This window comes from Leptotrichia shahii (assembly GCF_008327825.1).
GTDB classification, from domain to species: Bacteria; Fusobacteriota; Fusobacteriia; order Fusobacteriales; family Leptotrichiaceae; genus Leptotrichia; species Leptotrichia shahii.
Genome location: NZ_AP019827.1, coordinates 1,623,403 through 1,638,522, shown reverse-complemented (window position 1 = coordinate 1,638,522; position 15,120 = coordinate 1,623,403). Strand labels below are relative to the sequence as shown.

Here is a 15,120-nt window from a genome sequence, read left to right as displayed (position 1 = left end):
AATGTCAAAATATGTATTTGGAATTGATTTGGGAACAACTTATTCATGTATAGCTCGTGTAGATGATACTGCAAGGGCAGAAGTAATAAAAAATAATGAAGGTGAAAATATAACTCCTTCTGTAGTCGCTTTTGAAGGGGATAATGTAATTGTTGGAAATGATGCAAAGGCTGAAGCAGTTTTAAATCCAGACACAACTTCCATGTTGGTAAAAACATTGATGGGAAAAACGGACTTTGCAATTAGATATAATTATGAAGATAAGACACCAGAGGAAATATCATCATATATTTTGAGAAAATTGGCTAAAGATGCCTCAGAACAGTTAGGAATAGAAGTTAAAGATGTAGTTATAACTTGTCCAGCTTATTTTGGTACAGCAGAGCGTACAGCAACTAAAAATGCAGGAATAATAGCAGGTTTAAATGTATTGGAAATTATAAGTGAACCTACAGCGGCAGCATTGTATTATGGCTGTGCAAATGAACAAAATGAAAAAACTATTTTAATATACGATCTTGGTGGTGGAACATTTGATGTAACAATTATGAGAATAAGTTCTGATAAAATTGAAGTTATATGTTCAGACGGAGATCATGACCTAGGTGGAAGAAACTGGGATGAAGTATTAATAAGATATTTAGCTAATCAATTTATAGAAAATATAGGAGCTGAAGTAGAATTTGATGAATATGCGATACAGGATTTGAGATTGAAAGCTGAAAAGATGAAAAAGCAGTTAACTTCAAAAAATCAGGCTAGTGATATGTTAGAAGTAAATGGAAAAAGATCAAAAATTTCTGTAACAAGAGAAAAATTTGATGAAATAACTTCTACATTGCTTGATGAAACTTTAAATAAAACGAGAGAGGCAATTGAAGTTGCTAGAAATAAAGGATATGGTAAAATTGATGAAATACTTTTAGTAGGTGGATCTACAAGAATGCCTCAAGTAAAAAAAATGTTGACAGAGAATTTTGGAGAAAGCGAAATTAAAATACTTGAGCCAGATGAGGCTGTTGCTAAAGGAGCTGCTATTCATGCTGTAAATGTATATGTAAATAATCAAAAAAGTCTTGCGGGTCATGATTTTAATTCTGATAAGGAAGTGAAAGTATCAGTTAATGGAGATGAAAAGGAATTAAATGCAAGTGATTATAAGGAAGATTTGTCAGTAACGCCTGAGATGATGAGCATTGGTGGAGCTGCTAGACAAATTATAATAGCTACAACAAAAAGTTTTGCAATAAAGATAATTCATAGGAATGAAGAAAAATGTTACAATATGATAGTAAAAAATGAACCTATGAATAATGGATTTGTAAATGTTTCTCAAGTTTTTGGAACAAATGTTCGCAATCAGAATACAGCAAATATAGAAATTTATGAAAATGATTATATGGATGAATATTTTAATGTTGATGATGATTTAAAAATTGGAGAAGCAATATTGGAACTTCCTGCGGGACTTTCACAAGGGGCACCAATTGAAGTTACATTGAAATTGAATAAAGAAGGAATCCTGGATGTTAAAGGAGTAGATAAAACTGGAAATAGGGAAGTAAATGTAAGAATGGAAACAAAAGGTGTAATGTCTGAAGAAGAATTAGAAAAAATAAAACAACGTTCACAAGGCATCTCGGTTCTATAAGTTCCAGTTAATTAATGACTTATTCAATAATTTTATGATCTTAAAGAATTTAGTAAAGGGTCTTTGGTTTCTGAAAATAGAAGTAGCTTATGTGAATATTATTTACAAAAAAAGTTTAATAGTTAGAACTTTTTTATCAGAGTTCAAGATTTCCTTGCTTTAGAAAATTTTTTGATAAATTTTAAATATATAGTTTCTGAATAAGTTAAATTTATAAATTACAACTAAACATAATTAAAATTACTCAAATTTCTTTTATTAATACTGTTTTATATTTTTTGAAAAATTATAAATGTAATTTAGAGAAGTTTGAGTATATTTTAATTGGGAAAAATATTTTCGAGAAATCAAGGGAGAAAAAGAGATGGCAGATAGAAATAAAATTGAATATAACTGGTATGAAATACTTGGATTGGAGTATTATCCGGCTGCTGAAGAAAATGAAGGAAAAATAAAGGCTAGAATAGAAGAAAAAAGGAAGGAATGGCTAAGAAAAGAAACTGATCCATTAAATGGTACAAAATATAAAAATTATGGTGAACTTTTAAAGCATGGAGTTATAGAAAGTGAAATGCTTGACAGCACTAAAAGAAGAGAATTGATAAAAGATGCACAAAATAAGCTATTTGAACCGATAGATAAATTTTTGAAGTATTTTGAAGGAAGTATTATTACATCAAAGAAAATAAGAGAGATAGCCGATAAGACTAAGAGAAAAGAAGAACTAATAAAAAAAAGAATTGAAGAGAATGGTAAAATAGAATTATATGATGAAAAAATATACAAAAATTATTGTGAATATATTAATAGAAAATATGAATTTTTGACAGTTGAACAAAATTTAAAAATATTGGATAAGAAGGATTTATATAAGTTTCTTAATTCTGAAAATATAAATGCAACAAGATTGAATGAAGGGGGAATTATTGAAGCGATTAAAGAAAAAAGAAAAAATCTAATTAAATCTGATAATGAGACTTCAGCCAAGAAAAAATTGCTTACGGAATGTGAGAAGATATTTGGGAATAACGGAAAAAGAAATGAATATGATGAATATCTTAAATATTTAAAATATGTAAATGTAAAAAAGGAACTGGAAGAAATAAAAACTATCTATGAAGTTACTGATAAACAAGTATCGAATAAGGAAAATGATAATTTTAATAATATAAAAAATATATTGAATAGTGAAAAGGAAGCTAAAAATATATTTATAGGATTTTGTGAAGCAAATAAAATATCCTATAATATTTCAAAAAGATCAGATGATTCAAATAGACCGCAAGAAACACGTCAAAATGATGCAAAAAGATTAAGTGAAGCCGCCTGTGAAAGAGCCTTGAATGCTATAGAGAATTTTAGATTCAATGAAGCTGTAAAATGTTTGGATGAAGCAAAGTATTACTGGCCAGAAAATCCACGAATAGCGATGATAAGAAAAAGAATGAATGAAAAAGCGGGGGCAAGTCCTAATAATTATTACGGTAATAACAACAATCAAAATAGAAGTTCTGGGAATAGTAATAGCAATGGGACTAATGTCATATTAATTGTTAGCGGAGTAATACTTTTTATAGTAATAGTAGTTATGGTATTTTTAACAATAAAAAATATGTCAGCAAATTCTTCTGACGAAAAAAGAACTCAATCTGAAGATAATTTTCCAAAAGTGACGAGTCCAACTTCAGGAACAACCCCAGAAAATAATGAAAATACTACACCACCTGTAGATACTAATCACGAAACAATAAACGGGTATACTTATTTAAAAGATGACGGAAAAGCTTCAACATTTTCAAGTAGAGATCTTGGATATGAAGAAGGAATGATGGGTGTAAGTGATAACTCATCTGCTTATGAAAATATTAAAGCGAAATATTGCAATGCAGTAAATGAAATTGTAAAAGTAGACGAAGGAATAGTTCCTGGAACAAATACTCCATTTAGACAGGCCACATATATAGAAGTTGATGATGCATATAAGGAATACTTGCAGGAAATAGCACAAATGAGACAAGTTGTTTTCTTATTAAATAATGGAAATGATAGTGTAATAGAGCCAGAATCTGGATGTTTTTATAAGGGTACTCGTTGGAATACAGAAAATTCCAAGTATAAGGCAAAACAATTTGAAAGAGATGAAATAGTTAATTATTATAATAACTATGGAAATCAATATTAAATGAAGGTATTCACAATTTTATTTGAATATATGGATTTAGTAATTTAAGGAAATATAGGTATACTTTAATTAGAGAAAATATTTTTGATAAATATTTGAATTAAAGGAGAAAAAGGAATGACAGAAAGAAATGAAATTGAATATAACTGGTATGAAATACTTGAATTAGAGTATTATCCAGTAGCAGAAGAGAATGAGCAGAAAATAAAAAATAGAATAGAAGAGAAAAGAAAAGAATGGTTAAGAAAAGAAACAGATCCATTAAATGGCACGAAATATAAAAATTATGGTGAACTTTTAAAACGTGGGGTTATAGAAAGTGAAATGCTTGACAGCATCAAAAGAAAAGAAATAATAAAAGATGCACAAAATAAGCTATTTGAACCGATAGATAAATTTTTGAAATTTTTTGAGGGAAGTGTTATTACATCAGAAAAAATACAAGATATAGCAAATAGAACTAAAAGAAAAAAAGAATTAATTAAAAAACGGATTGAAGAAAACGGTAAAATAGAATTATATGATGAAAAAATATATAAAAACTATTGTGAGTGTATTAATAGAAAATATGAATTTTTGACAGTTGAGCAAAATTTAAAAATATTGGATAAAAAGGATTTATACGAATTTTTGAACTCTGAAAATATAAATATGAAAAAATTCAATAAAGAAGGAATTATTGAGGCTGTTAAAGAAAAAAGAAAAGATTTGATTAAATCTGATAATGAAACTTCAGCTAAGAAAAAATTACTTACTGAATGTGAGAAGATATTTGGAAGTATTGGAAAAAGGAATGAATACGATGAATATCTGAAATATTTGAAATATATAAAAGTAAAAAAAGAATTGGAAGAAATAAAAGCAATTTATGAAGTTACTGATAAGCAAATTTCAAATGAGAAAAGTGACAATTTTAATAATATAAAAAATATATTGAATAGCAAAAGGGAAGCAAAAAACATATTTATAGGATTTTGTGAAGCAAATAAAATACCTTATAATATTTCAAAAAGCTCAGATGATATAAACAAACCACAAAATACATATAAAAATGATAATAATGAGTCAAAAAAATTAAGTGAAGCTGCATGTGAAAGAGCCTTAAATGCTATAGAGAATTTTAGATTCAATGAAGCTGTAAAATGTTTAAACGAGGCGAAATATTACTGGTCAGAAAATCCACGGATAGAGATGATAAGAAAAAGAATGGATGAAAAAGCGGGGGTAAGTTCTAATAATAATAATAATAATAATTACGGTAATAATAATAATCAAAATAGAAGTTCTAGGAATAGTAATAGCAATACAACTAATGTCATATTAATTGTTAGCGGAGTAATACTTTTTATAGTAATAGCAGTTATGATATTTTTAACAATGAAAAATATGTCAGCAAATTCCTCTGACGACAGCTATTCATTAAAAAGAACTCAATCTGAAGATAATTTTCCAAAAGAGACAAGTCCAACTTCAGAAACAACCCCAGAAAATAATGAAAATACTACACCACCTGTAGATACTAATCACGAAACAATAAACGGATATACGTATTTAAAAGATGACGGAAAAAATTCGACATTTTCAAAAAGAAGTCTTGGATATGAACAAACTTTAATTGGGGTAGAAGACCAATATCAACCTTATATGGATATAAAATCTGAATATTGCAATGCAGTAAATGAAATTGAAAAAGTTGACAAAGGTATAGTTCCTGGAACAAATACTCCATTTTCACAGGCTACATACACTCAAGTTGATGATGCTTATCGAGAATATTTACAACAAATTGCACAGATTAGGCAAGTAGTAATTTTGGCAATAGCAAATGAGGATATGGAAAATGAGGTAGGCTGTTATTATAAAGGAACTCATTGGAATAATGCAAATTCACAGTATAAAGCAAAACAGTTTTACAATGATGAAATAGATAATTATTATAATAGCCATAGAAATTAATATTAAATGGGAAGATTTATTATTGTGCCAGTACTCTAAGATTATATTTTCTCAAATTAAATTATTACGATTTAACAAGGGGTCAGTTCAAAACCCCTTGTTTTTAAATAAAAATAGGATTTCCTATAAAAATCATTCACAAGGCTTTCCTTTCCTAAAAAATTTCCTACAATGGTTGTGTCTGAAATATTATAAATCTGCTGAAATAAATTTCCTATTAAAATTGGTAAAGAAAAATAAATTATAGTTTTTGGTTCATTTCCTTTTGTTAAGTCTTTCATTTTGTTTTCTCTCTTTCAGTTTTTTGTAATAATTTTTTAATTTTGAAAATTTTGATTGTAAAATAACTCAGTTATATTTTAACATTTATTTTATTTAATATGAATAACGTATTTTTTTGTGAGTATATTTTATTAATTAGTATGACTTTAGTTGTAAAATAAAGTATATTATTTTTTGTTTGTAAAAATAGAAAAAAGTAGAAAAAAATTTTTATTTGACTTATATTTTCTAGCATTGTATAATAAACTTATGTTTATAAAAGTGGAGAGTGAAAAAACTGAGCCATAAGAAAGATATGGAAGAGAAAGAGGTAAATTTATGGAAAATGCTATGAAAAGTTTTGGAGAAAACGTCTTCAGAGACAGCAACCTTAAAAAAAGAGTTTCCAAAGAAGTTTTCAAAGAATTTAAAGCATCGCAACTAGGAAAAACAGAATTGTCAAAAGAAGCTGCGGAAGTAATTGCAAATGCGATAAAAGACTGGGCAACTAAAAGGGGAGCAACTCACTACTGCCACTGGTTTCAGCCGCTAACAGACTTGACAGCTGAAAAACACGACTCATTTTTGGAACCAACTGAAAGTGAAGAATTAATTTACAAATTTTCAGGAAGCAATTTGATAAAAGGTGAGCCTGATGCTTCATCATTTCCAAATGGAGGACTTCGTAGCACATTTGAAGCAAGAGGATATACAATTTGGGATACAAGTTCATATCCATTCATAAGAGAAAATAAAAATGGAGTTACATTATATATTCCAACCGCCTTTATTTCATTTACAGGTGAAGCGCTGGATAAGAAAGTTCCTTTGCTAAGAACAATGAAGTATATAAATGAGCAGGCTTTAAGAGTGCTAAGAGCATTGGGAAATACAACTTCAAAGCATGTATTTAACACACTTGGAGTTGAACAAGAGTATTTCTTGGTTAAAAAAGAATTGTTTGAAGCAAGGGATGATTTACTTCTGACTGGGAGAACATTGTTCGGAGCTCCAGCACCAAAAGGTCAAGAGCTGAACGACCACTACTTTGGAAAAATCAAAGATAAAGTTATAAACTTTATGAGCGATGTCGATGTGGAACTTTGGAAATTAGGAATTCCATCAAAAACTAGACATAACGAAGTTGCTCCAAACCAATTTGAAGTAGCGCCATTATTTTCAGTTGCAAACTTGGCTTCAGACCAGAACCAGATTATAATGGAGACAATCGAGAAAACTGCATTAAAACACGGATTAGTCGCATTACTTCACGAAAAACCTTTTGACGGCGTAAATGGTTCAGGAAAACATAACAACTGGTCGCTTGGAACAGATGACGGAAAGAACTTGTTTAGCCCTAAAAGATCCTAAGACAAATACAAACTTCCTAATCTTTGCATCTGCAGTAATTGAATCTGTTGACAGGTATTATCCAATGCTGAGATATTCAACTGCAACTGCTACAAACGACCATAGACTTGGAGGGCATGAAGCACCGCCAGCAATTATTTCAATCTTCCTAGGTGAAGAATTGACAACAATTCTAGACAACATTGCAAACAAAAAAGATGCACCTGTGTCAGAAGCTTCAGAAGTAAACTTGTCAGTTGATGTGCTTCCAACATTCAGCATGGATTCAGGAGATAGAAATAGAACTTCACCTTTCGCATTCACAGGAAACAAATTTGAATTTAGGATGCCAGGTTCAAGCTCAACTCCAGCAACAACAGCGGCGGTAATAAATGCCATGGTAGGAAAAGTGCTGTCTGAATATGCTGAGAAGCTTGAAAAAGCAACAGAGAGAACTTTACCAAAAATAAAAAATGAAATCATTGCAAATGCCTACAAAAAACACCACAGAATTATTTTCAACGGTAACGGATACAGCGAAGAATGGGTTAAGGAAGCCAAAAAAAGAGGACTTACAAACGAAGTTTCCGCAAACACAGCACTTAGGAAAATGGTTGACCCAGAAATTCTGGAATTAGTAGATGGAATTGGAATGCTGTCAGAACAAGAATCATTAGCACGATACAACGCTTATGCTGAAAGATATGTAAAGCAGCTTACTATCGAATCAAGAACATTCATTGACATTGTAAACAAAAACATCCTGCCATCAGCTCTAAAATTTGCGAACCTGTTGGCAGACCATATTGAAAAAAATTCAAAATACGGAAAAGCCTTTATAAAAGAGCAGGAAGACTTGTTAAAAGATGTTTTGTCAAATGTGACAGCATTAAGAAAAGAAACAAAATCGCTTGAAAAAGAAATTGCAAGAGTTTCAAACGAGGAAGATCTTTCTAAACAAACTGATCTAGCAAAAGAAAAATTAATATCAGGACTTGAAGCATTGAGAGTTCCTTGTGATAATTTGGAAAAAGTTATTGGTAAGGAATATTGGGATTTTCCAACTTATACGGATTTATTGTTTAAATTATAAAGTAAATTATGGAAAGAGCAGGGATTTTTTAAGTCCTTGCCTTGTTTAATTTATAAATTTAAAGACTGTATTGAGAAAGTTAGATTTTTGTTAGATGATATTTACAAAATTATCAAATTAAGTTTAAAAAATAATAAATAAAAGGAAGGGATTGAAAAATGATTTTTTTAAAATCGTTGGGAAGTATTTTTCCCATCATTGTTATGATTGCAATTGGTTATATTTTGAAAAAAAGACACTGGTTTCACCATACATTTAGTGAAAATGTATCAAAACTTATAACAAATGTGGCTTTGCCTTGTTCAATATTTTATTCAGTTTTAAAATATTTAAATATGGATGCCCTGAAGGAAGTGTCAAACCGTTTAATTTTTACATTTGCTTCAGTGATTATTGGATATGTTACAGCTTTTGCAGTTATAAAGATAGTGAAAATGCGAGATGGAAGACGTGGAGTATTTTATAATGCGGTAGTTAATGCAAATACAATATTTATCGGGCTTCCACTAAATATGGCTCTTTTTGGAGAGGCAGCCTCAAAATACTATTTAATGTATTACATTACTAATACAGTGTCAATATGGACTTTGGGATATATGCTTTTGGCAAATGATCCAATGAATGGAGGAAGTAAAGATGGAAAAGGTGGATTTAACTTAAAAAAATTATTGTCGCCACCGCTTATTGCCTTTGTTATTGCTTTTGTCGTACTTCTTTCAGGAATAAAGGTTATGACCCCAATCGTGGAAACTACTAAATATCTTGGAAGTATTGTAACACCGCTTGCTTTACTGTATATTGGAATTGTACTGGCAGATGCAGGGCTTCATAGCATTAGATTTGACTTGGATACAAATTTAGCTTTACTTGGGAGATTTGTATTTTCTTCAATTGTTATGATTGTACTTTTAAAAATTTCGGGTCATTTTGTGCAACTTGCTGATTTGGAAATAAAAACTTTTGTAATTCAGTCAGCAGCCCCTGTATTTGCAGCATTGCCTATCTTAGTAAATGAAACTGATGGTGATATTGGATATTCTACGAATGTGGTTACTACAAGTACGATTTTATTTATATTAGTTGTGCCAATTCTTATGAGTATACTTAATGTAATTCATATTTAATTTAAAATTTAGAAAATCATTAATTTGATTTTCTTTTTTAATGACTAAAGTATTAATTAAATTTATTTGTTTTATTTTTACATACTTAAGTTTATTTAAAATCGAACTGATTTAAATTGGATAAAACTAGGATATTTTATAGAAAAATTATAATTTTTAGATTTCACTTTAAAGAAACTTCACATAGACATTAATCTTGAAATTAATAAGAAAGTATGATAAACTTATTATTAGCAATATAGGATTAAAATATGTTTATTTAGAATTTAATAAATTTAAAAATTGAATAGAGAAAGTATAACCTTTGAGTTTGGTTTTAAAATGATTTTAGTATAGTAATTGTAGATTTTAGGAGGAAAAGTGAAAAAATTAATAATGATGTTTATTTTATTAATATCGGGGATTTCATTTTCAGGTGCTGATACATGTAAATGGATAAAGAATCCAGATATATATGTGACTAAGGAAATTGAATTAATAAATCATTCCCAGTTAAAAGGAAACATTTATTGTGATGTAGAAGGTGATTTTATGACATATTATATTGGAATGGAAAATATAGAAGTGGGACTAATCTATAATGTTAATGAAAAAAAGGAGCTTACTTATGATAATATTTTTAATATAATGACTGATTTTCAACAGGATGTTGCAAAATTACTTCCTAGGAATATACCTAAAAAGAATTTGAAGAAAAAACCGAAATACTATACTTTTAGGCTTTATGCATATAATGCAAAGAAAAATGATACTTTTATGCTATTTAAATATATTTTTGATACAGATAAACCTGATGGGGATTGGAAAATTTATTATAATAATGAAATTTTTTCAAAAACAAGTGAGAAGATGCAAAAGATTCTGAAAAATACAGGATATCTTCCAACAGAAGATATTGTGTATTAATTGAGGGGAAATATGAAACTAATTTTAGAAGATGATATAGAGTATAAGGCAAAAATAAATGATTTTGGAGTCGAACCCATAAATAAACGGATTATAACAACAGGAGAAAAGTTAATATACTTTAATAAAGGAAAATTTGAGAAGAAAAGCGGAGGAAAAGTAAAAAATTGTGAAATTATAAAATATATAAAAGAAAAAAATCAATTATTCGTTTCTAGTATATTTTTTGTTTCTACGCCAAGCGGGAAAGTATATAAATGTGACGGAAATAAAAAAAGAATAGTAGAGCTTGTATTTGATATGGGAGATATAATTCAGGTTATGAATTTTATAACAAGCGGAAGAATTGTTTATATTAAGGATAGTATCCTTTTTTCTTATGATGTCGATACAAAGGAATTAATTTCCACAAAACTTTCAAAATGTAAAAAAAATGGAAATTACAAGATATTTACAAGTGGAGAAAATGTTATAATTAAATTTAGGGAAGATCATAAGCAAATAAATACAATAAATATCTTTGAAAACAGATTAAAAAAAATATTTGAAGTAAAGACAGAAAACAATCATGCCTATTCAAAAATAGTTGGACTTCAGTATTTTGCAGGAACAGAAGATGGTGAAGTTGAAATATGGAATATTTTGGATCAGGAGCTTTATAATTCAATAAAAATTTCAGACAGAAAAATAACATACATTGAAGAATTTGAAGGGAAATATTTTATTGGTTTGGAAAACGGAGAATTAATAATTACAGATAGTAAGTTCGATATTTTAAAACAGGAAAGAGTATTGAAGGAAAGAATTGTAAAAATTTGTGTAATTGAGAATGAGATTTATGTGATGGGGTGTGAAAATAGGATAGTAAAGTATAGAATGATTTTATGAAATAAAAATGTTAAAATGACAGAATAAAATATTTAAACTCACAGTTATTAATTTAGCTGTGATTTTTTTTGAAAGTTCATTTTATAATTTTCATTGTAAAAATTGTATATAAATGTTATAATTTGTCGAAAAAATAAGTTACGAATTATGAATAGAATTTAGGGGAATAGACAGATTTTTAATATTGCTATGAATGAAATTTATGAAATGAGAGAGGAAGTGATGAATGAGTTGGAAAATAATAAAATTAAGCTATATGGATTTAATAATTTAACAAAAACATTAAGTTTTAATATTTATGATATTTGCTATGCGGAAACAGAGAGGGAGCAGAAGGACTATATTGCATATATTGACGAGCAATATAATTCAGAAAGACTTACAAAAATACTTATTCGTGTGGCAGAAATGATAGGGGCACAAGTCTTGAATATATCAAAGCAGGATTATGAGCCACAAGGAGCTTCTGTAAATGTTTTGATTGCAGAAGAAAGGATAAGTCCTGAGAATATTGATAAATCTTGTAATCAAGGAAAGCCATTCTTTGAGGAAATTGGGATAGATAGTCAGAATATGAAAAAGGAAAATACAAGCCAGGACACTGATACGGTTCATGCTCATTTGGATAAAAGCCATATAACAGTGCATACTTTCCCAGAATACCATCCAGATAATTCAATTTCTACTTTTAGAGTGGATATTGATATTGCAACTTGTGGGGAAATCTCTCCATTAAATACGTTAAATTATTTGATAGACAGCTTTGATTCGGATATAATTACAATTGATTACAGAATACGTGGATTTACAAGGGATATTTCAGGAAAGAAATTTTTTACAGATCACAATATAACTTCTATTCAGGACTATATTGATCCTGAAAAGCTGAAAATTTATGATGCGATAGATGTAAATGTGTATCAGTCCAACATTTTTCATACAAAAATGCTTATAAAGGAAATTGAGCTTAAAAATTATCTTTTTAATCAGGATGTCTATGAAATTGCACCTAAAAAAAGATTGGAAATTACAGATAGACTTAGGAAGGAAATGATTGAAATTTATAGTGGAATGAATATTTATTAAAATCATTCTACACTTAAATTAAATATCAAAAAAATATTTTTTATATTTTGGTTTCTAAAGTATTTTGATTAATAATAGTATTTCTCTTATTTTTATTTATATTAATTTTTTTTAAAGCAGAGGTATCAAACGCCATACCTCTGCACTCCCGCTTCTCGAATTTCAATTTTACAGCAAAAGACAAAACTCGCTTTTAACAAAAGTTATTTTAATTTCATAAGATCGTTATTTAATTCAAATATAACAGAAAAGCTCAAACAAGTTGTCTTTTACTGAAAAATTAAAATCTCGGAAATTTATAAAAAATTTTTTAATTATATTCATGAAAATAATTAAGTAAAATAATTGTTATAATTGAATCAGAAATGTTGTGATTTTTTGGAAATAAAAATTACTGTTTGAGCGAAGTGAAAAGAAAAAACATATAAATTACAAAAAAATAGTTACTAATCAAAATGTAAACGTAAATTGTCTAAATGTTTAATAAAAAATTTTGGGATTTAAAATTATAAATAAATTAAAAAATATGAAAGGAGTTGAAGAAATGGGGAAAAATATTGATAAAGATAGACAAAATAAGACTGTTCTTTTTGATGCGTTGAAAAATCATCTTTCTAACAGGGTTGTGAGATTTGATGTGCCAGGGCATAAAGGAGGGCGTGGAAATAAGGAGTTTCGGGATTTTATTGGGCTGGATGCAATGCAGATGGATGTTAATTCGATGAAGCCGCTTGATAATTTATGCCATCCGACTTCGGTTATTAAAGAGGCACAGGATATAGCAGCGGAGGCTTTTGGGGCAAAAGAGGCTTATTTTATGGTAAGTGGAACGACTGGGGCTGTACAGGCTATGATTATGGCAACTTGCAAGGCTGGAGATAAAATCATTATTCCACGAAATGTGCATAGAAGTGCCATTAATGCGATGGTAATTTGCGGAGCAATCCCAGTTTATATTAATCCCGGGCTTAACAAGAAACTGGGAATATCACTTGGAATGTCAATTAATGATGTAAAAAAAGCAATTCATGAAAATCCTGATGCAAAAGCAATACTAGTGAATAATCCCACTTATTATGGGATTTGTTCAGATTTAAAATCTATTGTAAAACTGGCACATGAAAATAATATGCTTGTGTTAGTTGATGAAGCACATGGAGCACATTTTTCCTTTGACGATAATTTACCAATTTCAGGAATGGCAGCTGGAGCGGATATGGCGGCGATTAGTATGCATAAGACAGGCGGTTCTTTAACACAAAGTTCGATTTTGTTAAGTGGAGAGCGAATAAATGCCGATTATGTCCGTCAAATTATTAATTTGACTCAAACTACAAGTTCTTCATACTTGCTTATGACATCGCTTGATGTGGCAAGAAAAAATTTAGCAATAAATGGGAAGGAACTTTTTGAAAAGACGGTTAAATTTGCAGAATATGCCAGAAATGAAATTAATAAACTAGGTGGATATTATGCGTATGGGAAGGAACTGATTGATGGAGATTCGGTCTATGACTTTGATACAACAAAATTATCTGTGTATACAAAGGATATTGGACTTGCTGGAATTGAAGTTTATGATATTTTGCGAGATGATTATGAAATTCAGATTGAATTTGGAGATTTGGGAAATATTTTGGCAATAATTTCAGCTGGGGACAGAGGTTTGGAAATAGAGCGGCTAATTTCTTCACTTGCAGAAATTAAACGGCTTTACTCAAAAGATTCTACAGGAATGTTTGATCATGAATATATAAACCCTGATGTTGTGCTTCCGCCACAAAAAGCCTTTTATTCAGAAAAGGAAATGGTTCCCATAAAGGAAAGTGCTGGTAAAATAAGCGGGGAATTTGTTATGGCTTATCCGCCAGGAATACCGATTTTGGCACCGGGAGAGCGAATCACAGAGGAAATTATAAATTATATTGAATATGCAAAGGAAAAAGGATGTTTGCTTACGGGAACTGAAGATATGCATGTTGAAAAGATAAATGTTGTTTTGGAGTGAAATTTTTGACATAAAAATGTAGACAATATCTGCAGAATTCCACTTAAAATAAATGAAAGAAGGAAATAAAAATGGCTGACAGCAGATTTTTGAAATTTTTTAATTATATTTTGCTAGTTGAAGGAAGCTACTCTAATGATAAGAATGATAAAGGCGGGGAAACAAAGTACGGAATTACTAAAGAAAGAGCCAGAGAATGTGGGTACAAAGGAAATATGAAAGATTTAACAAAAGTAATGGCACAGAAAATTTATGAGGAAAAATATTACAAGGCTAGAAAATTGGATCAAGTGAAAAATGATAAAATGGCATTAAGTATATTTGATTTTTCAGTAAATGCTGGGAGATATGGAATTAAAAAGGCACAGGAGGCTGTGAATAAGGTTTATGGTAAAAATGTTGTGAGTATGGATGGAGCAATTGGAACTCAGACGCTAAAATATTTAAATGAAGTTAATCCAGATAAATTTTTGGTTGTATATCACAGTTTACAGCGTGAATACTATAAATATCTTGCTAAAAGAGATGCGACTCAGAATGATTTTTTGACAGGATGGTTAAATAGGGTTAAGGTTAAGGAAAATTATTTGAGAAACGTTTAATGAATGTAAGAAA

At 29.3% G+C, this 15,120-nt stretch carries 9 protein-coding genes and 1 pseudogene; all 10 read left to right on the top strand.

Features of this window, described 5'->3' with window-relative positions; genetic code table 11:
* Position 1 precedes the first annotated feature (1 nt).
* The 10 genes and pseudogenes from F1564_RS07565 to F1564_RS07515 all read left to right on the top strand — a co-directional run bounded on the left by F1564_RS07565 (position 2) and on the right by F1564_RS07515 (position 15,107).
* A complete protein-coding gene (locus tag F1564_RS07565) occupies positions 2-1,651 on the top strand; it encodes an Hsp70 family protein (protein WP_018450666.1) in 1,650 nt (549 codons plus the stop codon).
* Between the two features lie 364 nt (positions 1,652-2,015).
* Positions 2,016-3,833: a hypothetical protein gene (locus F1564_RS07560; RefSeq protein WP_018450667.1), complete on the top strand. Its 1,818-nt coding sequence runs from the start codon at positions 2,016-2,018 to the stop codon at positions 3,831-3,833.
* Between the two features lie 117 nt (positions 3,834-3,950).
* A complete protein-coding gene (locus tag F1564_RS07555; RefSeq protein ID WP_018450668.1) occupies positions 3,951-5,789 on the top strand; it encodes a hypothetical protein in 1,839 nt (612 codons plus the stop codon).
* Positions 5,790-6,389: 600 nt separating this feature from the next.
* Positions 6,390-8,493: pseudogene (locus F1564_RS07545) on the top strand (glutamine synthetase III family protein).
* Positions 8,494-8,651: 158 nt separating this feature from the next.
* A complete protein-coding gene (locus tag F1564_RS07540) occupies positions 8,652-9,617 on the top strand; it encodes an AEC family transporter (RefSeq protein WP_018451147.1) in 966 nt (321 codons plus the stop codon).
* A gap of 360 nt (positions 9,618-9,977) precedes the next feature.
* Positions 9,978-10,523 (top strand): hypothetical protein, encoded by a 546-nt coding sequence (locus tag F1564_RS07535; RefSeq protein WP_018451148.1) that lies wholly within the window; start codon positions 9,978-9,980, stop codon positions 10,521-10,523.
* A gap of 12 nt (positions 10,524-10,535) precedes the next feature.
* Positions 10,536-11,411: a hypothetical protein gene (locus F1564_RS07530; RefSeq protein ID WP_018451149.1), complete on the top strand. Its 876-nt coding sequence runs from the start codon at positions 10,536-10,538 to the stop codon at positions 11,409-11,411.
* Positions 11,412-11,633: 222 nt separating this feature from the next.
* Positions 11,634-12,497: an adenosylmethionine decarboxylase gene (gene speD / locus F1564_RS07525; RefSeq protein WP_026231284.1), complete on the top strand. Its 864-nt coding sequence runs from the start codon at positions 11,634-11,636 to the stop codon at positions 12,495-12,497.
* A 544-nt stretch (positions 12,498-13,041) separates the two neighbouring features.
* Positions 13,042-14,505 (top strand): aminotransferase class I/II-fold pyridoxal phosphate-dependent enzyme, encoded by a 1,464-nt coding sequence (locus F1564_RS07520; RefSeq protein WP_018451152.1) that lies wholly within the window; start codon positions 13,042-13,044, stop codon positions 14,503-14,505.
* A 71-nt stretch (positions 14,506-14,576) separates the two neighbouring features.
* Positions 14,577-15,107, top strand: a complete 531-nt coding sequence (locus F1564_RS07515; protein ID WP_018451153.1) for a glycoside hydrolase family 108 protein — start codon at positions 14,577-14,579, stop codon at positions 15,105-15,107.
* Positions 15,108-15,120 lie beyond the last annotated feature (13 nt).

Coding starts and splice junctions, on each gene's coding strand:
- F1564_RS07515 (WP_018451153.1), top strand. CDS start 14,577: ATGGCTGACAGCAGATTTTTGAAATTTTTTAATTATATTTTGCTAGTT.
- F1564_RS07565 (WP_018450666.1), top strand. CDS start 2: ATGTCAAAATATGTATTTGGAATTGATTTGGGAACAACTTATTCATGT.
- F1564_RS07560 (WP_018450667.1), top strand. CDS start 2,016: ATGGCAGATAGAAATAAAATTGAATATAACTGGTATGAAATACTTGGA.
- F1564_RS07540 (WP_018451147.1), top strand. CDS start 8,652: ATGATTTTTTTAAAATCGTTGGGAAGTATTTTTCCCATCATTGTTATG.
- F1564_RS07555 (WP_018450668.1), top strand. CDS start 3,951: ATGACAGAAAGAAATGAAATTGAATATAACTGGTATGAAATACTTGAA.
- F1564_RS07520 (WP_018451152.1), top strand. CDS start 13,042: ATGGGGAAAAATATTGATAAAGATAGACAAAATAAGACTGTTCTTTTT.
- F1564_RS07530 (WP_018451149.1), top strand. CDS start 10,536: ATGAAACTAATTTTAGAAGATGATATAGAGTATAAGGCAAAAATAAAT.
- speD (WP_026231284.1), top strand. CDS start 11,634: ATGAATGAGTTGGAAAATAATAAAATTAAGCTATATGGATTTAATAAT.